This is a genomic window from Streptomyces sp. NPDC002643 (assembly GCF_053592555.1).
This window is the reverse complement of sequence record NZ_JBSFVY010000006.1, coordinates 162347-184813: the sequence shown is the minus strand read 5'-3', so window position 1 is coordinate 184813 and position 22467 is coordinate 162347. Positions and strand designations below refer to the sequence as shown.

General features: G+C 68.1%; 19 protein-coding genes. 9 read left to right on the top strand and 10 right to left on the bottom strand.

Annotation, left to right across the window (positions count from 1 at the left end; translation table 11 throughout):
- Positions 1–15: 15 nt before the first annotated feature.
- The 3 genes from gnd to dnaA all read right to left on the bottom strand — a co-directional run bounded on the left by gnd (position 16) and on the right by dnaA (position 5093).
- The gene (gnd, locus tag ACWD4G_RS11465; RefSeq protein WP_451292460.1) at positions 16–891 is read right to left on the bottom strand and encodes a phosphogluconate dehydrogenase (NAD(+)-dependent, decarboxylating); all 876 of its coding nucleotides are present in this window, start codon (positions 889–891) and stop codon (positions 16–18) included.
- A 180-nt stretch (positions 892–1071) separates the two neighbouring features.
- A complete protein-coding gene (gene dnaN / locus ACWD4G_RS11460) occupies positions 1072–2202 on the bottom strand; it encodes a DNA polymerase III subunit beta (protein ID WP_451292459.1) in 1131 nt (376 codons plus the stop codon).
- A 959-nt stretch (positions 2203–3161) separates the two neighbouring features.
- Positions 3162–5093, bottom strand: coding sequence for a chromosomal replication initiator protein DnaA (dnaA, locus tag ACWD4G_RS11455; protein WP_451292458.1), 1932 nt, complete (start codon positions 5091–5093; stop codon positions 3162–3164).
- A gap of 417 nt (positions 5094–5510) precedes the next feature.
- Here dnaA and rpmH point away from each other — a divergent pair, with 417 nt between their 5' ends.
- The 9 genes from rpmH to ACWD4G_RS11410 all read left to right on the top strand — a co-directional run bounded on the left by rpmH (position 5511) and on the right by ACWD4G_RS11410 (position 12496).
- Positions 5511–5648, top strand: coding sequence for a 50S ribosomal protein L34 (rpmH, locus tag ACWD4G_RS11450; RefSeq protein WP_003956500.1), 138 nt, complete (start codon positions 5511–5513; stop codon positions 5646–5648).
- Positions 5649–5669: 21 nt separating this feature from the next.
- Positions 5670–6041: a ribonuclease P protein component gene (gene rnpA, locus ACWD4G_RS11445; RefSeq protein ID WP_451292457.1), complete on the top strand. Its 372-nt coding sequence runs from the start codon at positions 5670–5672 to the stop codon at positions 6039–6041.
- Positions 6038–6391, top strand: a complete 354-nt coding sequence (gene yidD, locus ACWD4G_RS11440) for a membrane protein insertion efficiency factor YidD (RefSeq protein ID WP_451292456.1) — start codon at positions 6038–6040, stop codon at positions 6389–6391. The genes rnpA and yidD overlap by 4 nt, the downstream gene beginning before the upstream one ends.
- Before the next feature lie 3 nt (positions 6392–6394).
- Positions 6395–7672: a membrane protein insertase YidC gene (gene yidC / locus ACWD4G_RS11435; RefSeq protein WP_451292455.1), complete on the top strand. Its 1278-nt coding sequence runs from the start codon at positions 6395–6397 to the stop codon at positions 7670–7672.
- Positions 7673–7687: 15 nt separating this feature from the next.
- Positions 7688–8200, top strand: a complete 513-nt coding sequence (locus tag ACWD4G_RS11430) for a Jag family protein (protein ID WP_451292454.1) — start codon at positions 7688–7690, stop codon at positions 8198–8200.
- Between the two features lie 115 nt (positions 8201–8315).
- Positions 8316–9032: a 16S rRNA (guanine(527)-N(7))-methyltransferase RsmG gene (gene rsmG / locus ACWD4G_RS11425; RefSeq protein ID WP_451292453.1), complete on the top strand. Its 717-nt coding sequence runs from the start codon at positions 8316–8318 to the stop codon at positions 9030–9032.
- Positions 9033–9387: 355 nt separating this feature from the next.
- The gene (locus tag ACWD4G_RS11420) at positions 9388–10461 is read left to right on the top strand and encodes a ParA family protein (RefSeq protein WP_451292642.1); all 1074 of its coding nucleotides are present in this window, start codon (positions 9388–9390) and stop codon (positions 10459–10461) included.
- The gene (locus ACWD4G_RS11415) at positions 10458–11552 is read left to right on the top strand and encodes a ParB/RepB/Spo0J family partition protein (RefSeq protein ID WP_451292452.1); all 1095 of its coding nucleotides are present in this window, start codon (positions 10458–10460) and stop codon (positions 11550–11552) included. The genes ACWD4G_RS11420 and ACWD4G_RS11415 overlap by 4 nt, the downstream gene beginning before the upstream one ends.
- A gap of 326 nt (positions 11553–11878) precedes the next feature.
- Positions 11879–12496 carry a GNAT family N-acetyltransferase gene (locus tag ACWD4G_RS11410; protein WP_451292451.1) on the top strand — a complete coding sequence of 206 codons (618 nt, stop codon included), beginning with the start codon at positions 11879–11881 and terminating at the stop codon, positions 12494–12496.
- 104 nt (positions 12497–12600) lie between these two features.
- Here the strand turns inward: ACWD4G_RS11410 and trxA are convergent, their stop codons facing one another.
- The 7 genes from trxA to ACWD4G_RS11375 all read right to left on the bottom strand — a co-directional run bounded on the left by trxA (position 12601) and on the right by ACWD4G_RS11375 (position 22344).
- A complete protein-coding gene (gene trxA / locus ACWD4G_RS11405) occupies positions 12601–12933 on the bottom strand; it encodes a thioredoxin (protein ID WP_451292450.1) in 333 nt (110 codons plus the stop codon).
- Between the two features lie 41 nt (positions 12934–12974).
- Positions 12975–13946 carry a thioredoxin-disulfide reductase gene (trxB, locus tag ACWD4G_RS11400; RefSeq protein ID WP_451292449.1) on the bottom strand — a complete coding sequence of 324 codons (972 nt, stop codon included), beginning with the start codon at positions 13944–13946 and terminating at the stop codon, positions 12975–12977.
- Between the two features lie 170 nt (positions 13947–14116).
- Positions 14117–15097, bottom strand: a complete 981-nt coding sequence (locus ACWD4G_RS11395; protein WP_451292448.1) for an anti-sigma factor family protein — start codon at positions 15095–15097, stop codon at positions 14117–14119.
- Positions 15094–15807 (bottom strand): RNA polymerase sigma factor SigM, encoded by a 714-nt coding sequence (gene sigM / locus ACWD4G_RS11390; protein ID WP_451292447.1) that lies wholly within the window; start codon positions 15805–15807, stop codon positions 15094–15096. The genes ACWD4G_RS11395 and sigM overlap by 4 nt, the downstream gene beginning before the upstream one ends.
- Positions 15808–15832: 25 nt before the next feature.
- Positions 15833–17560: a protein kinase family protein gene (locus ACWD4G_RS11385; protein WP_451292446.1), complete on the bottom strand. Its 1728-nt coding sequence runs from the start codon at positions 17558–17560 to the stop codon at positions 15833–15835.
- 116 nt (positions 17561–17676) lie between these two features.
- On the bottom strand, positions 17677–19890 hold the full coding sequence (gene murJ, locus ACWD4G_RS11380) for a murein biosynthesis integral membrane protein MurJ (RefSeq protein ID WP_451292445.1): 2214 nt from the start codon (positions 19888–19890) through the stop codon (positions 17677–17679).
- 45 nt (positions 19891–19935) lie between these two features.
- Complete coding sequence (locus tag ACWD4G_RS11375) at positions 19936–22344, bottom strand: DUF6049 family protein (RefSeq protein ID WP_451292444.1); 2409 nt, start codon at positions 22342–22344, stop codon at positions 19936–19938.
- Positions 22345–22467 lie beyond the last annotated feature (123 nt).

Here is a 22467-nt window from a genome sequence, read left to right as displayed (position 1 = left end):
CGCTTCTCCCGCGCGCTACTTCTTCTCGACCGCGTGCCCGCCGAACTGGTTCCGCAGCGCCGCGATCATCTTCATCTGCGGGGAGTCGTCCTGGCGGGAGGCGAAGCGGGCGAAGAGCGAGGCCGTGATCGCGGGCAGCGGCACGGCGTGGTCGATGGCGGCCTCCACGGTCCAGCGGCCCTCGCCGGAGTCCTGCGCGTACCCCTTGAGCCGCTCCAGGTGCTCGTCCTCGTCGAGGGCGTTCACCGCGAGGTCGAGCAGCCAGGAGCGGATGACCGTGCCCTCCTGCCAGGAGCGGAAGACCTCACGGACGTCCGTCACCGAGTCGACCTTCTCCAGCAGCTCCCAGCCCTCGGCGTACGCCTGCATCATGGCGTACTCGATGCCGTTGTGGACCATCTTCGCGAAGTGCCCGGCGCCGACCTTGCCGGCGTGCACGGCACCGAGGTCGCCCTTCGGCTTGAGCGCGTCGAAGACGGGCAGCACCTTGGCCACGTTCTCCGCGTCGCCGCCGTACATCAGCGCATAGCCGTTCTCCAGGCCCCAGACACCGCCGGAGACCCCGCAGTCGACAAAGCCGATGCCCTTGGCCGCCAATTCCTCGGCGTGCTTCTCGTCGTCCGTCCAGCGGGAGTTGCCGCCGTCCACGACGACATCGCCCGGCTCCAGCAGCTCGGCCAGCTCGTCGATGGTCGACTGGGTGGGAGCACCGGCCGGAACCATGACCCAGACGACGCGCGGGCCCGTGAGCTTGCCCACAAGCTCTTCCAGGCTGTGGACATCGGCGAGGTCCGGGTTCCGGTCGTATCCGATGACGGTGTGGCCCGCGCGGCGTATCCGCTCACGCATGTTGCCGCCCATCTTGCCGAGGCCGACGAGACCGAGCTCCATCAGTTGTTCCTTAGGTTGCGACGTGGCATGAGGGCACCTGTGGTGCCCACGCACGACCCTAAACCCGGACGCACGCGCACATCAGTGGGCATACGCGCTCATACGTACGCCCCGACCTGCGGAATCCTCCGTCACCACAGCGCCGGGCACCCACAAGGGCACCCGGCGCTGTGGACAACGTCAGCCGCTGAGGCGCACCGGCATGATCAGGTACTTGTAGGCCTCGTCCGCCTCTGCGTCCACGGCCGGCTTGCCGCTGAGCAGCGCGGGCTTCGTGGACGTCGTGAAGGAGAGCTGGGCCACCGGGGAGTCGATGGCGCTCAGACCGTCCAGCAGGAAGGTCGGATTGAAGGCGATCGAGATGTCGTCGCCCTCCAGCTGGGCGTCGACCCTTTCCACAGCCTGTGCGTCGTCGCTGGAACCGGCCTCCAGGGTCAGCACGCCCTGCTCGAAGCTCAACCGCACCGGGGTGTTCCGCTCGGCGACCAGCGCCACACGCTTGACGGCCTCCACGAAGGGGGCGGTCTCGATCACGGCGACGCTGTTGAACTCGGTCGGGAACAGCGTGCGGTACTTCGGCAGGTCGCCTTCGAGGAGACGGGTCGTCGTACGGCGCCCGGCGCCCTCGAAACCGATCAGGCCCTCGCCCGCACCCGAGCCGGAGAGCGCCAGGATGACGCTGTCGCCGCTCGTGAGCGCCTTGGCGGTGTCCAGGAGCGTCTTGGCGGGCACCAGGGCGACCGCGGACGCCTCGGGGTTCTCCGGCTTCCACAGGAACTCGCGGACCGCGAAGCGGTAGCGGTCGGTGGAGGCGAGCGTGACCGTGTCGCCCTCGATCTCGATGCGCACACCCGTGAGAACGGGCAGTGTGTCGTCGCGCCCGGCCGCGATGGCCACCTGGGCGGCGGCGGAGGCGAAGACCTCGCCGGGGACGGTGCCCGTGGCGTTCGGCATCTGGGGAAGGGACGGGTACTCCTCCACAGGCAGTGTGTGGAGTGTGAACCGCGAGGAGCCGCAGACCACCGTCGCCCGTACACCGTCTGTGGAAATCTCCACCGGGCGGGTGGGCAGGGCGCGGCAGATGTCCGCGAGGAGTCGGCCCGAGACGAGGACCGTGCCCTCCTCGTCGACCTCGGCCTCCACGGACACACGCGCGGAGACCTCGTAGTCGAAGCTGGACAGGCTCAGATGCCCCTCCTCGGCCTTCAGAAGGAGGCCGGCGAGGACAGGCGCCGGCGGGCGGGCCGGGAGGCTGCGCGCCGCCCAGGCGACCGCCTCCGCGAGTACGTCGCGTTCCACCCGGATCTTCACCGTTGCCGCCTCCTGCTGTTGCCGGCGCTTCTCGCCCTGCCTGGCTTCGTCGTCTGTCTCGGTGTCGTCGGTCCCTGTGAGGGGAAGGACACCGGGGACCAGTCTGACGCACGCCACTGACACTCGGAGCCTCTCGGGGTCAAGTCATGACGAGACGCGGTCAGGCAGCCGGGAGCGAGTTGTGCACAGGACCCCCTTCGAAACGGATTCCCAGCTCTCTCTAGTTGGGAGTAGTAGTAGGGCCTGTGGATACCGTGGATAACCCCGTTTTCCCAGCTCAGGGGGCAGATTTTGTCCACCGGGCCTGTGGGTGGAGGCGGTGGAAAACCAGGGGTCTCTGTGGAGAACAGAAAGTTCTGCACACACCATGCACAGGCCGAGGGCAGTTCTCCCCAGCGGCGTCCCCAGGTTTACCCGCCTTTCCCACAGCCCAACCCGGCAACTTCGTGTGACGCCTTTCACTCGACGCGGTGAGAGAGGGCGTCGCGCTGCCGAACAGTGGACAGCCATGTGGAGAAGTGGACGATCACTGGGGACAACTGGCCACAGCCTGTGGGCAGTCGGTGGACAACCCCGTCCACAGGCTGTGGATCTCCGCTTCGTCCACAGCCTGTGGAGATCGTTTGTCCACGAATCCACAGGGGGCTGACCTGCTTCGATGATCTACGCACAGGCCCGCCTGTGGATGCGATCTGCATAACTTCCCGATCCCCAGGGTGTGGACGGGAAAAAGTCCCCGAATCTGTGGAGGGTGGCCGTAACGCGGCGGGTATTCGAACACCGGCTGACGACGCGACGACGGAGCAGGCCGCGCTGAAGGGCCCCTCGGAGCCATTGAGGGGCGCCCCGCAGCGAGGCGGAGGGGTCCTCAAGGATGCCGAGAGCGCCCCTCGTGAACGACGAAGGCGCCCTCGGGAACTCGTCCCAGGGGCGCCCTCTGCGTCGTACGAAGCGGTGCGTCAGCCGTTCTTGATGCGGTTCGTCAGCTCGGTCACCTGGTTGTAGATGGAGCGCCGCTCGGCCATCAGCGCGCGGATCTTGCGGTCGGCGTGCATGACGGTGGTGTGGTCGCGGTTGCCGAACTGCGCGCCGATCTTGGGCAGCGACAGATCGGTGAGCTCACGGCACAGATACATGGCGATCTGCCGGGCGGTCACCAGCGCGCGCCCGCGCGAGGTGCCGCACAGGTCGTCGACGGTCAGTCCGAAGTAGTCGGCCGTCGCCGCCATGATCGCGGTCGCGGTGATCTCGGGGGACGCGTTCTCCCCGCCCGGGATCAGGTCCTTGAGGACGATCTCGGTCAACCCGAGGTCCACGGGCTGCCGGTTGAGCGACGCGAACGCCGTGACCCGGATCAGCGCGCCCTCCAGCTCACGGATGTTCCGCGAGATGCGGGACGCGATGAACTCCAGTACTTCCGGCGGGGCGTTGAGCTGCTCCTGGACCGCCTTCTTGCGGAGGATCGCGATCCGCGTCTCCAGCTCGGGCGGCTGGACGTCGGTGATCAGACCCCACTCGAAACGGTTCCTCAGCCGGTCCTCCAGCGTGACCAGCTGCTTGGGCGGCCGGTCGCTGGAGAGCACGATCTGCTTGTTGGCGTTGTGGAGCGTGTTGAAGGTGTGGAAGAACTCCTCCTGCGTCGACTCCTTGTCCGCCAGGAACTGGATGTCGTCGACGAGCAGGATGTCCATCTCGCGGTACCGCTTGCGGAAGCTGTCGCCCTTGCCGTCGCGGATCGAGTTGATGAACTCGTTGGTGAACTCCTCGGAGCTCACGTACCGCACACGCGTGCCCGGGTAGAGGCTGCGCGCGTAGTGCCCGATCGCGTGCAGCAGATGCGTCTTGCCGAGCCCCGACTCCCCATAGATGAAGAGGGGGTTGTACGCCTTCGCCGGCGCCTCGGCGACGGCCACCGCGGCGGCGTGCGCGAAGCGGTTCGAGGCACCGATGACGAAGGTGTCGAAGAGGTACTTGGGGTTCAGACGGGCCGTGGGCTCACCCGGGCCGGGCGTGGGCGACGGCTGGGCGCCCGGCCCACCGGGTGCGCCGCCGGCCGGTCCGCCCCGGTGCGCGTGCCCCGGCCCTGTCGAGGGCTCGGGCAGCTCACGGCGGTCGGGCCGCTGGTCGTAGTCGCCACCCGGCCGGTCGTAGTCGGGGCCAGGGCGGTCGTACTCCGTGCCGGGACGGTCGTATTCAGTACGAGAAGAGTCGTAGTCCGGTCGCTGCTGGTCGTATGGCGGTCGGTCCAGGCTCTGCGCGCGGTAGTCCAGGGACGGCGACGCGTACGGGTCCCGCTCGGGGAAGCCGAGTCGCTGCTGCTGCCAGCCGTAGTCGTCCTGCGGCGGCCGAGGCCAGGCGCCCGGCTCGGGGCGTTGGTATTCGGACGGGTACGCGGGGCGCACGGACGGAAGTTGGTCGCCGCGGCCGGTGGGCGGCTGGTCCGTGCGCGGGGGCGGCAACTGGTCGCCGTACGGGCCGCGGGCCTCGCGGCCTCCGTCGTACGCGTCCCTCCTGTCATAGGAGTCGCCTCGGTCGTAGGCGTCGCCGCTCCGCACCGGGGAGGAGGGGAGCTCGGGTTCTTCGAATCGGGACTGGACCGGCGGTGGGGGCTCGTTCATCGAACTGTCGACGGTGATCGCGATCCGGATCGGGCGACCGCACTCCCGGCTCAGGCTCTCGCTGACGGCCGGCGCCAGGCGGCCTTCGAGTACGCCCTTCGCGAACTCGTTCGGAACGGCGAGCAGAGCGGTGTCCGCCACGAGCGCCAGCGGCTGGCAGCGCTTGATCCAGTGCTCGTCCTTCGCCTCGACCCCCTGGCCGCGACCCTCACCGAGGAGCTGTTCCAGTACTCGTGGCCACACTGCGGCAAGATCGGCAGGTACGTCAGCCACAGGGCACGCTCTCTCACAGGTCCCACGAACGTGTGGTTCTGGGACGGGTCGGTTTGGAACTGCGGTGGTGCGCTCGGAACGGGGTCCGGTGGCGGGTCGGTGGCCCGGCAGCCACGGGAAAGGGAACGAAGCGGAGTTCCGTCACGGTAGTCACGGCGGCCGGTGCGGTTCAAGTTGTTGTCCCCAGCCTGTGGATAGTGTCCCCCCGTGACCTCTGGTTTGACCGGATGGCGTAGCCGCGCGTACCGTAACCAGGTCGAGTTGTCGATGGCTGCTGCCGCCTGCCTCCGATGGGCACAGATCGCGTCAGGTGATCGGAAAGCGGTGCACTCGGGCGTGAATACGAAGCTTTTCGTGGGCGCACGGTGACAGCCAGGACGGCACCCGCAAACCCCGATTTATCTCTGGAGCCCCCGAGTGAGCAAGCGCACCTTCCAGCCGAACAACCGTCGTCGCGCGAAGACCCACGGCTTCCGGCTGCGGATGCGCACCCGTGCCGGCCGCGCGATTCTCGCGTCCCGCCGCAGCAAGGGTCGCGCCCGACTGTCCGCCTGATCCCGGTCAGGTCATGCCGTCGTGCTGCCCACCGAGAACCGGCTGAGGCGGCGCGAGGACTTCGCGACCGCGGTACGACGAGGGCGCCGGGCCGGACGCCCACTCCTCGTCGTTCACCTACGTAGCGGTGCCACGGACCCGCACGCGCCTGGGGAGAGCGCTCCCCCGACGCGTGCGGGTTTCGTCGTGAGCAAGGCCGTCGGTGGCGCCGTCGTACGGAACAAGGTGAAGCGTCGACTGCGCCATCTGATGCGCGACCGGGTGGCTCAGCTGCCCCCCGGTAGCCTGGTAGTCGTACGAGCGCTGCCCGGTGCGGGCGACGCCGACCACGTACAACTGGCCCAAGACCTGGACGCCGCTCTACGGCGGCTGCTGGGAGGGGGCGCACGATGAAGTACCCGCTGCTGGCGCTGATCAAGCTGTACCAGTGGACGATCAGTCCACTGCTCGGGCCGGTGTGCAAGTACTACCCGTCGTGCTCCCACTACGGCTACACGGCCATCGACAGGCACGGTGCGATCAAGGGCACGGCACTGACCGCCTGGCGCATCCTGCGGTGCAACCCGTGGTCGCTCGGCGGGGTGGACCATGTTCCGCCGCGCAAGCGCCCCCGGTGGCACGAGATGCTGCGTGGCGCCTGGCGCGCACGAAAGGGCGGGACCTCCGCCGCCGAACCGGCCACCGAGGGCCACGGTCCCTCGGGCCCGGCCGCCGAGACCCCGTCCCATGCCCAAGGAGCATGATTAGTGGACACGATTGCCAGTCTCTTCAGCTTCATCACGACACCCGTCTCCTGGGTCATCGTCCAGTTCCACACGGTGTACGGCGCCATCTTCGGCGATGACACCGGGTGGGCCTGGGGCCTGTCCATCGTGTCCTTGGTGATCCTGATCCGTATCTGCCTGATCCCGCTCTTTGTGAAGCAGATCAAGGCGACCCGGGCGATGCAGACGCTCCAGCCCGAGATGAAGAAGATCCAGGAGCGCTACAAGAACGACAAGCAGCGTCAGTCCGAAGAGATGATGAAGCTGTACAAGGAGACGGGCACCAACCCGCTCTCCTCGTGCCTTCCCATCCTGGCGCAGTCGCCGTTCTTCTTCGCCCTGTACCACGTGCTCAACAGCATCGCGAACAACGACACCATCGGTGTCATCAACGAGAGCCTGCTGCAGAGCGCGCAGAAGGCGCACATCTTCGGTGCTCCGCTGGCCGCCACGTTCACGGACACCTCCGCGGAGGCCGCGGCGCTCGACGCCTCGATCACGACTGTCCGTATCGTCACCGCGATCATGATCGTCCTGATGTCGGCGTCGCAGTTCTACACACAGCGTCAGCTGATGACGAAGAACGTCGACACCACGGTGAAGACGCCGTTCATGCAGCAGCAGAAGATGCTGATGTACATCTTCCCGATCATGTTCGCCGTCTTCGGCATCAACTTCCCGGTCGGTGTTCTCGTCTACTGGCTGACCACCAACGTGTGGACCATGGGCCAGCAGATGTACGTCATCCACAACAATCCGACTCCGGGTTCCAAGGCCCAGGCCGCCTACCTGGAGCGCCTGTTCAAGCACGTCACGCACCACGGCAAGACCCGCGGCCGTGGCGAGCGCGCCATCGTCAAGGCCATCGTCGCCAAGGGCCGTGACCGCAACGAGTTCGAGCGGAAGTTCATCAACGGCCTCGGCAAGGAGGGCCTCGCGGCTCAGGCCGACGGCACCGTGGTCAAGAGCGAGGTCTCGGCCGTCGCCACGGCCGAGGACGGTACGCCGACCGGCGCTCCCAAGCGCCAGCAGCCCAAGCGCCAGACCAAGGCCCAGCGTCAGTCCGGCGGGGCGAAGACCCCCGGCGACTCCGAGCCGAAGAGCGAGCCCACCTCGCTGACCAAGTCCGACCAGCCCGAGGACGCGGGGCCCGCCGCTGCCGGAAAGGCCGCGCCCAAGGCCGGCGCCGGTGGCCGCAGCAGGGCCCAGTCCGGTCAGCGCAAGGGCCAGCAGCGCCCCAAGTCCCCGTCCAAGAAGTAAGAAGGAGCCCATCCCGTGACGGAAGGCACCACCCCCGCCGCCTCCGAGGGTGGCGACACCCTCACCCGCCTGGAGCAGGAGGGTGAGATCGCGGCGGACTACCTGGAAGGTCTGCTGGACATCGCCGATCTCGACGGTGACATCGACATGGACGTCGAGGCCGACCGTGCCTCCGTCTCGATCATCAGCGATGCCGGCAGCCGCGATCTGCAGAAGCTCGTCGGCCGCGAGGGCGAGGTGCTTGAGGCCCTCCAGGAGCTCACGCGCCTGGCCGTGCACCGTGAGACCGGCGACCGCAGCCGACTGATGCTGGACATCGCCGGCTACCGCGCCAAGAAGCGGGCCGAGCTCTCCGAACTGGGCGCCAAGGCCGCGGCCGAGGCCAAGAGCACCGGTGAGCCCGTGAAGCTGAAGCCGATGACGCCCTTCGAGCGCAAGGTCGTGCACGACGCGGTCAAGACCGCGGGCCTGCGCAGCGAGTCCGAGGGCGAGGAGCCGCAGCGCTTCGTCGTCGTGCTTCCTGCCTGATTCGGTACGTACGTTTCCCCGGCCCCGTCTGTCGGCAGGCGGGGCCGAACTTTGTCAGCCTGTAGTTCTGGTGTCAGCGCCCAGTGCGCTCTTGCGGTACGGAAGGACGGTCCCCGTGACGGAGGCAGCGGAGCTCCCCCCTGCGCCCGAGCAGGCGCGTGACGTATTCGGTGATCGCTACGCGGACGCGGTCCGGTACGCCGAGCTCCTGGCGGAGGCGGGAGTGCAGCGGGGGCTCATCGGTCCACGGGAAGTGCCTCGTCTGTGGGAGAGGCATCTGCTGAACTGCGCGGTGCTCTCCGAGGTCGTTCCCGAGGGGGTGACGGTGTGCGACGTCGGCTCGGGTGCGGGGCTGCCCGGTATTCCGCTGGCCCTTGTCCGGGAGGACCTCAAGATCACGTTGCTGGAGCCCCTGCTGCGGCGCACCAACTTCCTCACCGAGGTTGTCGAGTTGCTGGGCCTGGACCATGTGACCGTGGTGCGAGGCCGGGCGGAAGAGGTCCTCGGCACGCTCCAGCCGGTCCATGTGGTGACGGCACGGGCCGTGGCTCCGCTGGACCGACTGGCCACCTGGGGCATTCCGCTGCTGCGTCCCTACGGCGAGATGCTGGCCCTCAAGGGCGACACCGCCGAGGAGGAACTGAAGAGCGCGGCTGTGGCCCTGAGCAAGCTCGGTGCTGTCGAGACCTCGATCCTCCATGTCGGCGAGGGCGTGGTGGACCCGTTGTCCACCGTTGTCCGGGTGGAGGTCGGTGAGAGCCCTGGCGGTGTGCGCTTCGCGGCGAAGCGTGCGAAGGCGGCCCGGACGGGGCGGGCACGTCGACGCCGGTGAGACGGGTGGGCAGGGGCGCTATTGATGTGGACGTTGGCTGATCCGTCCTGAGGACGAGTCGTACTGAGGACGATTCGTACTCCACACAAGCTTCCAAACCTACGCATCTCGGAGTGTCGCGCGGTGACGGCCTGAGCCGCTAGGCATCGTGTTTCACGTGAAACGTCGCTCACTGCTGCACGGAATCATCGGCCGTGGCCGCGCTGCGGCCGAACCGCGCGACCGGAAGCCCCTTGGATCACTCAGAGAGGGTGCTTCCAATGACTCTCCGTCCCCCTTGCGGGGCACGGAGTTTTCCACAGAGGTGGATTTCTCCACAGAACACCAGGCCTCACTGGTTCACGACCCCGAAGACATGGGAGGCTCTGTTCATTGCGAGTCTGAAGTCGAGGAGAGTGAATCCTTGCGGTCCGACGCCAACATCGCGGGACCGATGACCGATCCGGTCCCCGGCCCCCGTACCGAGTCGATGGGGGACGATGTTTCACGTGAAACACCGCCCCCGATGGACGACACTCCCATCGGTCGTGCTGCCCAACTGGCGGTAGAGGCGCTGGGTCGTGCCGGTGAGGGGCTGCCACGGCCCGAGCAGACCAGGGTCATCGTGGTCGCCAACCAGAAGGGCGGGGTCGGCAAGACCACCACGACGGTCAACCTCGCCGCCTCGCTTGCCCTGCACGGCGCCCGGGTCCTGGTGATCGACCTCGACCCTCAGGGCAACGCGTCCACCGCGCTGGGCATCGACCATCATGCCGAGGTGCCGTCCATCTACGACGTGCTGGTCGAGAGCAAGCCGCTCGCGGAAGTCGTCCAGCCCGTTCCCGATGTCGAGGGTCTCTTCTGCGCGCCCGCCACGATCGATCTCGCCGGTGCGGAGATCGAGTTGGTCTCGCTGGTGGCGCGAGAGAGCAGACTTCAGCGAGCGATTCAGGCGTACGAGCAGCCACTGGACTACATCCTGATCGACTGCCCGCCCTCGCTCGGCCTTCTGACGGTCAATGCGATGGTCGCCGGCGAGGAAGTCCTCATCCCGATCCAGTGCGAGTACTACGCGCTGGAGGGCCTTGGACAGCTGCTCCGTAATGTCGACCTGGTGCGGGGGCACCTCAACCCCGCCCTGCATGTGTCGACCATCCTGCTCACCATGTACGACGGCCGGACGCGTCTCGCGTCCCAGGTCGCCGACGAGGTGCGCAGCCACTTCGGCGACGAGGTGCTGCGGACCAGCATTCCGCGCTCGGTCCGGATCTCCGAAGCGCCGAGCTATGGGCAGACGGTACTGACCTACGATCCAGGATCGAGCGGTGCTCTCTCCTATCTTGAGGCCGCACGAGAAATCGCCTTGAAGGGCGTCGGCGTGGGGTACGACCCGACGCACGCCCATATCGGCACCCAGAACAACCCGAACATGGTGGAGGGGATGCAGTGAGCGAGCGACGGAGGGGGTTGGGCCGTGGTCTCGCCGCACTGATCCCGGCAGCCCCAACGGGGGAGAAGGCAGCACCGCAGACGGGTGGACCCGCGTCCACATCACCGGCAGCGGTACCGGTCCTCACCCCCGAGCGCGGGGTGGCGGCTGCGAAGGTGGCCGCGCTTCCTGTTTCACGTGAAACAGAGGAGCCACCTGCCAACAGCGTTACCGATGTACCGGCAGCACCCATCGGCGCCTACTTCGCCGAGCTGCCCCTCGACTCCATCACGCCGAACCCTCGCCAGCCGCGTGAGGTGTTCGACGACGACCTTCTTCAGGAACTCGTCACCTCCATCAAGGAGGTCGGACTCCTACAGCCCGTCGTCGTACGGCAGTTGGGCCCCGCTCGCTTTGAACTCATCATGGGTGAGCGGCGCTGGAGGGCCTGCCGTGAAGCCGGCCTGGAGGCTATCCCCGCGATCGTGCGGGCCACGGATGACGAGAAGCTTCTTCTGGACGCCCTTCTGGAGAACCTCCACCGTGCCCAGCTGAACCCGCTGGAAGAGGCAGCCGCCTACGACCAGTTGCTTAAGGACTTCAACTGCACGCACGACCAGTTGGCGGACCGTATCGGCCGGTCCCGTCCACAGGTCTCCAACACCCTGCGTCTGCTGAAGCTCTCGCCTGCGGTCCAGCGCCGTGTGGCCGCCGGTGTTCTCTCCGCTGGGCATGCCCGGGCGCTGCTATCCGTCGAGGACTCGGAGGAGCAGGACAAGCTGGCTCACCGGATCGTGGCCGAGGGGCTCTCCGTCCGCGCCGTCGAGGAGATCGTGACCCTCATGGGCTCGCGGCCCAAGACCGCATCCCGCTCCAAGGGACTGCGTGCCGGCTCCCGGGTCTCTCCGGCGCTGACCGATCTGGCGACCAGGCTCTCGGACCGCTTCGAGACCCGGGTGAAGATCGATCTCGGCCAGAAGAAGGGAAAGATCACCGTTGAGTTCGCCTCTCCGGAGGATCTTGAGCGAATCCTCAGCACGCTCGCCCCGGGCGAGAAGCTGGCATTGCAGAAGAGTCTTCTGGACGACGACTCCGACGACGCGGAAGCCTGAGCCTTCGGGGGACGGAACGGCTTTCGGCTGGTCGACCGTCTGAGCGGGCTGTGTCCGATCCTTACCGGACACAGCCCGCTCTTTGCTTTCATGCGGTATCTAGGCCATCGCATCGTGGATACGATGCGTTCGGGTATGACGCATCCACCTGGCGACACCTTTATCGGGGAGGCGGGGGCAATGCGAACCGTGAGCCGTTCCGGTCTGGTGACCGCAGGCTTGGGACTGGGCGCGGTCGGCGGTTTCGTCGGCAGCCTGCTCAGGGAGCGGAACGCTCTGACAGCCGCCCGTGAGGCCGCGGGCGAAGGAAGCGAGGAACAGCCTTCATGGGGCGTCGGCTCGTACCGCTCACGCTGGACAACCTTCAGGACCTTCCCAAGCGCTGTCGCTCGTGTGTCTTCTGGGAGTTGGACCCAGTCAGCGGCGAGGCCGCGGTAAGGGCCGGAACGCCCGCGCTGGAGAAGGAGGCATGGATCTCCGCCGTTCTCCTGGACTGGGGCTCCTGCGGTCGCGTCGTCTATGTCGATGACGTACCGGTGGGCTTTGTGCTGTACGCGCCGCCGGCGTATGTGCCCCGCTCCACGGCGTTCCCGACGAGCCCGGTGTCTTCCGACGCGGTCCTGCTGATGACCGCCTTCATCATGCAGGGCTATCAGGGACAGGGGCTCGGCCGTGTGATGGTCCAGACTGTCGCGAAGGATCTGTTGCGGCGTGGCTTCCGGGCGATCGAAGCCTTTGGGAACGCACGGTGGAAGGACCCCGCCTGCGTGCTGCCCGCCGACCATCTGACAGCTGTGGGCTTCAAGACGGTTCGCCCTCATCCCACTTATCCCCGGTTGCGGTTGGAGCTGCGGACGACGCTCTCCTGGAAGGAGGACGTCGAGTTGGCACTCGACCGGCTTCTGGGGGCGGTACAGAAGGAGCCGGTCCTGAGGCCGCTGTGAAGAGGTGCGAGGGCGTAGGCCTTCCGCAGGCGACGCGCTCAAAGAGACTCAAAGCGAAGGGGCCGACCCGCTCGGGTCGGCCCCTTCATGTTTCACGTGAAACATCACTCAGCGATGAAGTCCTCAAGGTCACGCACGATCGCGGCCTTCGGCTTGGCACCGACGATGGTCTTGGCGACCTCGCCACGCTGGTAGACGTTCAGCGTGGGGATGGACATGACGCCGTACTTGGCAGCCGTGGCCGGGTTCTCGTCGATGTTGAGCTTGACGATCTCGATCTTGTCGCCGTACTCCTTGGCGATCGCTTCGAGGGACGGCGCGATCTGGCGGCACGGGCCGCACCACTCGGCCCAGAAGTCCACCAGGACGGGCTTCTCGTTCTTGAGGACGTCCTGCTCGAAGGAGTCGTCGGTTACTTGCTTCAGGGTGCCGGCCACTGAGGGCTCCTAACTGGTTCGTGCGGTGGGGCGGATGGGGGTCAGACCGTGGTCTTCTCGGGCTCGGCGCTCTGCTCGCCGTCCGCGAGGGCGGCCAGGAAGCGCTCGGCGTCGAGGGCGGCGGAGCAGCCGGTGCCGGCTGCCGTGATCGCCTGGCGGTAGGTGTGGTCGACGACGTCGCCGGCGCCGAAGACACCAGTCAGGTTCGTCCGGGTCGACGGGGAGGCGACCTTCAGATAGCCCTCGTCGTCCAGGTCGAGCTGACCCTTGAAGAGTTCCGTGCGCGGGTCGTGGCCGATCGCGATGAACAGACCCGTCACCGGCAGGTCGGACGTCTCGCCAGTCTTGACGTTGCGCAGCTTCAGCCCGGAGAGCTTCTGGTCGCCCTGGATCTCGGCGACCTCGCTGTCCCAGATGAAGGAGATCTTCGGGTCGGCGAACGCCCGCTCCTGCATCGCCTTGGAGGCGCGCAGGGTGTCACGGCGGTGGACCACGGTCACGGACTTCGCGAACCGGGAGAGGAAGGTGGCCTCCTCCATCGCGGTGTCACCGCCACCGATCACGGCGATGTCGTGCTCCCTGAAGAAGAACCCGTCACAGGTGGCACACCAGGAGACACCACGGCCGGAGAGCGCGTCCTCGTTCGGCAGTCCGAGCTTGCGGTGCTGCGAGCCCGTGGTGACGATGACGGCCTTGGCGCGGTGCACGGTGCCTGCGGTGTCCGTGACGGTCTTGATCTCGCCGCTCAGGTCGACGGCGACGACGTCGTCCGGAACGAGCTCGGCGCCGAAGCGCTCGGCCTGGGCACGCATGTTGTCCATGAGGTCGGGGCCCATGATCCCGTCCCGGAAGCCGGGGAAGTTCTCCACGTCGGTGGTGTTCATGAGCGCACCGCCAGCGGTGACTGCGCCCTCGAACACCAGCGGCTTCAGCGACGCGCGCGCGGTGTAGAGCGCCGCCGTGTAGCCGGCGGGCCCGGAGCCGATGATGATCACGTTACGGACGTCGCTCACGGCTTGATTCCTCGTCTCTGGAGACTGCTGCGTACCCGGGGGAGCCTGCTCTCGGAACTCTCACCCCACCCAACGGATACTAAGGGGCGTGCATTCCCGGTGTGTCCGGGCACACGGTGACGAGAGACCGCAGAGGGATGCCCAGGGGTACGACAAGGACGAGGCAGCCGTCAGGGGCGAACGTAGGACCGCTTCAGCAGCACGTCGCCCGGGCGCTCCGATGCCTTGCTCATACAGGAGGCGTCGACCACGTATGCCGTGACGTGAGAGGGATCGTCGTCCTCGGGCAGCAGGACGAGGTATGCGTCCGCGCCTCGATAGGTTCCGGCTTCGGCGGCGATGGCCTCCGTGACGTCACCGATGCCCTTGCCGATGCAGGGGGGAACGTCGGGCGTTCGCTTGATGGTCGGGTTCGCCGCAGAGGATTCGGGATTGCCGGGGGCGGTGTTGGCACCGACGGAGTCCCCGCCTGGCGCGTCCTTGTCCTCGGAATCACTCAGGAGGTCGGTCACCCGCTTCTCCAGCTTGACGCCGGAGAAGGTGTCGGTGGCAGCGCTCTGAGCCGTGGGCGGGGTCTCGTCGGGACCACTGTCACCCATCGACTGGACGAGCAAGGCGCCGAGACCGAGTGTGGCCGTCGCGAAGGCGGCCGCGAGGATCTTCGCGCGGCGAGTACGGCGCTTCTGGCTCGGTCGACCCGGGCCGGTGGACGCCCGTGGATGGCCGATGGGGCGGTCCGCCTTGGGCGATGTTTCACGTGAAACATCGGCGCGGCCGTCCTCGCCCGACGCCGTGCGGGCGCCGGCAGCGGTGAGGGGCTCGGTGCTCGACTCGTTGCTGGTGTCGGTGTCGGTGTCGGTGTCGGTGTCGGTGTCGGTGTCGGTGCTGGGCGTCGTCGCGCCCAGGAGGGCTTCGGCGGCGAGCGCGGCGTCGATCCGTCCCACCACGTCGTCCGGCATACGCGAAGGGCCCGGCAGGGTGCCGAGCATCCCCCGGATCTCCTCCAGCGAGGCGTACACATCGGCGCAGAGAGGGCACTCGTCCAGGTGCCGACGGACATCCGTGGTGCGGGAGGGGGGAAGCAGACCCTCGGTGAGGTCGGAGATCTCCTCGACCTCCGGGTGCCCGGCCGTGTCGGTCGTGGATGTCACGCTCGCCCACCTCCGCCCTTCACAGCAGCTGAATCGCTTGGCCCCGCATCGTGTGGTCCCGCTGCGGGTGGGACGGATGTCCCCTGCGCCCGGTTCCTTCCGCGTACCGATTTCTCGCCATCGGCACCTCCCCCGTCCGCGCGGAGGTGCTTCAGGAGCGGCAGCAGTCTGGCTCTGCCACGGGCACAGCGACTCTTGACGGTGCCGGTCGGCACATCGAGGAGCTTCGCGGCCTCGGCAACCGGATAGCCCTGCATGTCCACGAGGACGAGAGCCGCCCGCTGGTCCACGGGCAGGGTGCCCAGGGCCTCCATCAGCTGATGGTGGAGATCGTTGCGTTCGGCTGGAGCGGAGGCCGACTCGTGCGGCTCCAGGAGCTGCTCCAGACGCTCGGTGTCGTCGACGGGCGATGTCCTGCGGGACGCCGCCTTGCGGGCGCGATCCAGGCAGGCGTTCACCGTGATGCGGTGCAGCCAGGTCGTGACGGCTGACTGACCGCGGAAGGTGTGGGCGGCGCGATAGGCGGAGACCAGCGCGTCCTGAACGGCGTCGGCGGCTTCCTCACGGTCCCCCAGCGTCCGCAGCGCCACCGCCCACAGCCGGTCCCGGTGCCGTCGTACGAGCTCTGTGAAGGCATCGGGGTCGCCCTCGACATGACGGGCCAGGAGGTCCTGATCGCTCGCCCCGCTGTGATCAGCGTCATGTGCCATCGGACCCCCTCCCTGTGCTGGACTCTCAGCCCGTGAACTTCACGTCGGTGATCGCCTGCTTATAGCCGGAGCCACTGAACTGGTCGCCGGCTGCCTGGGGCACAGCGGTGAGCCAGACGAGAACGTACCGGGTCTTCACCGCCTTCTTGGCCGAGATCTCCAGGTCCGTTCCGCTGGTCGTGTTGGTCGCGATCTTCGTCATGGAGCTGAGGGGCGCGGACGACGACAAGGAGTCGGCCGCGTAGAGCGTGGCCGTCGTGTGGTCACCGGTGTAGTACAGCCCTATTGAGGCCGCGGACACCTCCTGCGCCGAGCCGAGGTCGTAGACGATGCCGACGCCCTGCTTGAAGGGCGCGAGTGTGGGGCCGTCGGTGTAGGAGTAGGTCCGCCAGTACGTCGACGCGCTCTTGTCGTACGTCAGGTCCACGTCGTCCGCGTGCTGCGGCTTGCCGTCCGGGTAGTACTCGACGGCGTCCTGGATGTCGAGCGTGGTGACCGGCTTGGCGGTGGTGGTGCCCTTGTCGTTGTCCTCCGTCGTCTGGCTCGTGTCCGTGTCGCCGGACGGCTCGCCGCGGTCCATGAGCGCGTCGGCGAGCTGCCAGCTGCCCAGACCCAGCGCGGCGATCAGCAGAGCCGACACCGCCCACTTGAGGGCCCGGCCGGTACGGCTCTGCAGCGGGGGCGGCGGTGTCGGGAGGGGCTGTGTGGCGCCCGGATGCGGAACCTGACGGCCGTACGTGCCCTGCTGGTAGGTCGTGCGCTGGTAGTCCGGCGGGGCGGTGAAGGCCGGCTCCGGCGGGCGGATGCGGGGCATCTCGCCGACCGCCTTCACCAGCTCCTCCGGCGTCGTGCACGCGGACTCGTGGCGTGAGGCGGTGGCACCGTCGTTGACGAGCGCACGCATGGAGAGCTCCGACAGCCCACGGTGAACACCCGCGCGCACCTGGTCCGGGGCGATGAGCCCGACGCCCTTGGGGAGCCCGGACAGACCGTGCGCGTCGTTCTCGTACGGCCAGCGCTGGGTGAGGGCCGCGTACAGCAGTGCGCCGATCGCCTCGGTGTCCGTGCGCTGCGGGGTTTCGGAGGCGATGCCGCGCAGCGCCGCGTTCACGGCGAGACCGCGGATGCGCCACTGCCCGGAGGCGGAGCGCAGCACGGCGCTCGGGCTGAGCCGTAGGTGGGCGAGGCCTTCGCGGTGGGCGGCGGCCATGGCGTGCGAGATCTGGGTGACCATCTGGTACGCGTCATGCGGTTCCAGCGGGCCGGAGGCCAGAAGCGTCGTCAGTTCCGTGGCGTCGGGAAGCCACTCGTGCACGACGTACACGAGGTCGTTCTCTTCGACCGCGTCCAGCACCTGGACGAAGCGGGGATCACCCAGGAGCGCCGCGGAACGGGCCGCCGCGAGGACGGAACGGGCGCGCGCGTGGTCGGCGGGGAGCACATGGACCCCCACGGCGCGACGCAGTTTCTCGTCCACGGCACGCCAACTGCTGAAACCGTCCAGACGGGTGACGCACTCTTCGAGGCGGTAGCGCCTGGCGAGCTTGTGGCCGCTGTGCAGTTCGGGCGGGGTCGTCTTCGAAGGACTCTCGGAGCCGCCGCTCCCCTGTGCCTCTTCGCTCGCCGAGCTTTCCGTGTCCCGCTCCCGGTTCTGGGCCTCCCCGTCGGCCGTGGACTGGTCCGCCTTCGCGGTCAGCGGCTCGTCACCGCTGTTGTCTGCCACGTCGACGGCAGCCGTGCTCCGTTCCGCCACCGTCGTTCCTGCCTCCCCATCCGTTGCGCTCTGCGACGCCAAAGCCAATTGTGCCCACAGTCCGCCGCTATGAGCGACACGCGGCGGCGGACGATGGTTGTGCGCCTACCCCCGCCTCAGCGTCCCAGCCGTCCACGGACCATACCGACCATCGAGTTGAGCTCTTCGATGCGCATGCGCCGCGCGGCGACATAGAAGACACCGAGCAGAACGATTCCTCCTCCGACGAGTGCGAGCATCGAGCCGCCGACACCCTGTCCCAGAGACTTGCTGATTCCGTAGCAGGCCGCGCCGCTGAGCAGCGCCGCGGGCAGTGAGGCGATCGAGAGCCGCGCGTACGTCCGCAGCACCCGCGAGCCGTCGAGGTCGCCGCCCAGCCGCTTCTTGAGCCGCCGCCAGGCGACCCCGACACCGATCATGTACGCCAGACCGTACGACGCGGCCATGCCGACCACCGCCCAGCGGGCCGGGATCACGAAGAAGCAGATCGCGGAGGCGCTCGCGTTGACGGCGGCCACGATGACCGTGTTGTAGAAGGGCGTTCGGGTGTCTTCGTACGCGTAGAAGGCGCGCAGGACGACGTACTGCACGGAGTACGGGATCAGACCGAGGCCGAAGGCCATCAGCATGAAGCCCATGTTCGTGGCGGCGTTGGTGCCGGACGAGCCGAAGATCAGCGTGCACATGGGGATGCCGAGAGAGAGGAACCCGAAGGCGATCGGCACGATCGCGACGGCCGTCGTGCGCAGACCCTGTGAGATGTCGTCACGGACGGCGCCCGAGTCGTCCTCGGCGGCCGAGCGCGAGATACGCGGCAGCAGGGCCGCCATCAGGGACACCGTGATGATGGCCTGCGGCAGGCCCCAGATGAGCTGGGCGTTGGCGTAGGAGGCGAACCCGGTGCCGTTGACGCCGGAGTCGATACCGGAGGAGGTGGCCAGCTGGGTGACCACGAGCGCGCCCGCTTGGTTGGCGAGGACGAAGAGGATCGTCCACTTGGCGAGCATCGCCGCCTTGCCGAGGCCGTGACCCTTCCAGTCGAAGCGCAGCCGCAGCCGGAAACCGGTCTCCCGAAGGTACGGGATCATCGCCAGGGCCTGAACGACAAGGCCGAGCAGGATGCCGACGCCGAGCAGTCGTACGCCCTCCGGCGGGATGTTGTCGACCGTCATGCGGGAGTCGGCCGCGCTGCCGTAGACCCAGAGGAAGGCGCCGAGGGTGACGATGATGACGATGTTGTTGAGGACGGGCGTCCACATCATGGCGCCGAAGCGGCCTCGGGCGTTGAGGATCTGACCCATCACCACATGGATGCCCATGAAGAAGATCGAGGGCAGGAAGTAGCGGGTGAAGGTGATGGCGACGTCGTTGGCCGCCGGGTCCTCGGCGACCCCCACCGACAGCGCGCGCACCAGAAGCGGCGCGGCGAGCATCGCGAGCGCGGTGAGGAGGGCGAGGACCACCATGACAAGGGTCAGCAGACGGTTGGCGTAGGCCTCGCCACCGTCCTCGTCGTCCTTCATGGCACGCACCAACTGCGGCACGAAGACCGAGTTGAGGCCACCGCCGACGGTCAGGATGTAGATCATCGTCGGGAGCTGGTACGCCACCTGGAAGGAGTCGCCCAGCAGGAAGAGACCGAGGGCCGAGACGATCATCGCCGAGCGGATGAAGCCGGTCAGGCGGGAGACCATGGTGCCGGCCGCCATGACGGCGCTCGACTTCAGCAGACCCGAGGCCCGTCCGCCTTTCTTCGGCGCCGGCGCCGGCGCGGCCGCGGGGGCCGGGGCGTGCTCCTCGTACGTCGGGCGGCCCGGTCCGGAGGCCGGGTTGGGCACGGACGGCTGCCCCGTCTGCGGGTGGCCGCTCTGCTGCTGGTCCCGGAAGAGATGGGCGAACGCGTCCGGCTCGTGGCGCTCCTCACCGGCCTGGGTGACGAGGTCGTCCACGCCGACGAACTGGGTCGTGCGGGCGTCGTCGCCGTACGGCAGATGCCGGGTGGGTCCCTCCGGTTCCGGCGCCGGGGTCTGGGCCCACACACGCGGGTCGGGGGCGTACGGCGATGCCGGGGGCTGGGCGTAGAGGGACTGCTGGGGCTGGTGGCCGCCCGGAGCAGGCGGAGGCTGTGCGGCGCGGTCGTAGAGCGCCTCGGTCACCGGGCCCTGGGCGGTCGGGTCCTGAGTGCGGTAGGGGTCCTGGGCGTAGGCGTCCTGGAGGTACATGTCCGCGGGGGGCTGCGGCGGCGGGACCTGGCCGGACCCGGGTAGGCCCTCGGGGTAGCCCGAGTCGGCCGCGCCCTGGCCGCGGTCACCGTCGTACGGCGCGTTCATGGTTACCCCACCTCATCGTCCCTGGCCCACGGCCACGACAATCGCTCAACGGTCCACTCTCTCACCCGTTCCGGACGGGTCGGCGTTTTCCGATGCGGTGTCCGGTGCCGGGTCACTCAGGTGCTCCGGCACGTCTGCCCCGGACTCGGTCGGGGACTCCTCCTCGGCAATGTGTACGACTGAGGCCGCCTCGGTGTTCGCCTCCTCGTCCGGAGAGCTGTTTTCCGACGCATTCTGACCTGTCGACGTACCTTCCGCCTCCAGCCGGGCGGCGGCACGCTTGCGCTGCTGGTACATCCGGAATCCGGCGAGGACGAGGAGCAGCACGCCACCGGCGATGACCAGCATCACGGTGGGTGTGATCTCGGTGACCTTCACCGTGAACCTGACCTCTTCGCCGTACCTCTCGCCGTCCTCGGTGTAGAGCTGGGCGACGACGGTGACCGGGCCGTTGGCCTCGGCATTGGTGGTGAACTTCACCGATTCGCTGTGGCCGCCGGAGATGTCGATGGTCTGCTCCGCGAAGGCATCCTCATCGATCTTCAGGCGTTTGGGGGCCTCGGACGTGAGACGCAGCGTCAGATTGTGGACGCCCTGTACGAGGTTGTTCTGCACGGTCACCGGGATGGTGGCGCTACGGCCGGAGAGCTTCGTCTCGGACTTCTCGATCAGCCGGACCTGGCCGGTGAGCGTGTCGAGATAGGTCTGGACGCCGCTGCGGTAGGCCGCCGCCATGGCGGTACGGCCCCGCCACGAGGCGGACATCTCCCGGTCCATGGTCCTGCCGAAGGGGGTGACCACCCGCGACTTGTCGGTGAGGATCACCTGGAAGCGGTCGAGGTCGCTCTGGACGGTCTGGATGTCCTCGAACGCCGACGCGGGCAGGGCCTGCTTCCGCAGAGACTTGGGGTACGCGGCGGCGGACGGGATCTTGGTGTTGGCGTTCGGGTCGGGCTTGACGCCGGCCGCCTCGGACAGTTCCTCGGACTCCGACCAGGTGCTCCCCTGGAGCGCCGTCAGCGCCTGCGCCATGGTCTGTGCCTGGCTCGTCGTCGGCATGCGCTGGGGCGCGATCACGATGCTGCGCTGCTTGTTGGTCTGGAGGTCCGTCATCAGGCTCTGGGCGAGGAACTTCTGCACCGCCAGGGTGGAGCTCTCGGCCTTCGTCATGTCCCCCTGGAACGCGGTGGACAGCCTGGCGTCCGAGACGACGGCGGTGGTGCCGCCACCGATGGGACGGGCCGCGTTCGGCGTGTAGGGCAGACTGTCGTTCTCCCGGAGGCTGTCACTGCGGGCGATCACCTTGTCGGCGCCCGCGGAGATGGCGACCTTGACGATCGACGGGTCGACAGCGCCGTTCACCGGCCAGGCGAACTCGGTGTTCGGCTCCACACGGAGGATGTTGCGGACGGTGTCCGCGGCGACGTCGGTCGCTTCCTTCAGACGGCTGAGGGAACCGGTGACGGCCTTGCCGTTGGACGCCAGGGAGGCCAGGTCGGGGTCGGCGAAGGGGAGGGCGATCACTTCCTTGCCCTGGACCGCCGCCTCCAGTTCCGCCAGCCACGCCTTCGCGACGGCCTGGTTCTTGCCCGCGACAGTGGTGTCCCCGCTGCGGACGCGATAGCTCTCGGTCATGGCGACGACGGATGCCAAGAGGTCCGGGTCGATCACCCAGGTGACGTCGAGGTCCTTGCCCAGCGTCAGCATCTGTTCCAGACGGCCGCCCGCGGAGATCTCCTCGGCCAGGTCGTCGTTCAGGAAGACGGGCGTCTGCTGTTCTCCCGGCCCGGTCTCGGCCGTGAGATGGCTGGTGGAGATCAACGGCCAGAGGTACGTGGTCCTCGTCCTGGCGCCGGCCTCGTCGGGCTGCCACGGCAGGAACGTGCGCTCGATGCCGAGGATCTGGTCGTACTGGGCGGCGGAGGTGCGACCGGTGAGCGAGACGCTGAGCTGGTAGACACCGTCCTCGCCGAGGTCCAGCTCCTTGACGGGCACCGCGATGGTGAAGGGCTGGGCCACGCCGGAGACGAGCTTGGAGATCTTCTCGACGTACTTGCCGCCGATCTCGGACCCGTCGGTGTACTGGTCGAACCCGGTGCGCTTGGCGGCGTCGTCGATGGCCGTACGGCTCGTCAGGGCGGTGGAGCCCACGCGCAGGCCCACATGCGCGTCCGTGACGGTCTGCTTGCCCTTGTTCGTGACCGTGCCGGAGACGGTGACCGTGTCGCCGTCGGTGGGCACGCTGGGACTCAGCGAGTCCAGGGCGACCTCGACGGTGTTCGTCCCCGAGGCCTCGACGGGCGAGGCCTTCGGCGCCGCCTCCGCCCCCGGAGCCGAGGGCAGCTGGAGGAGACCGGCCAGCAGAGGCGCCCCCGCGAGCAGCGCTCCGGTGCGCAGCAGCCACCGGCGGGCAGGTGAGGGACTGGTCCCCTGGAAGTCTGCCGCCTCGGCCACGCGCTCGCCCGTCCCTCGTCGTCGTCAGTGGTCGTCGGAATGTGCGTCCACGCATGGTAACGAGGCGCGCGGAAGGGAAGTGCCGCGGTCCGCCCCACAAGATCGGAAGACGGCGCCCGGCTG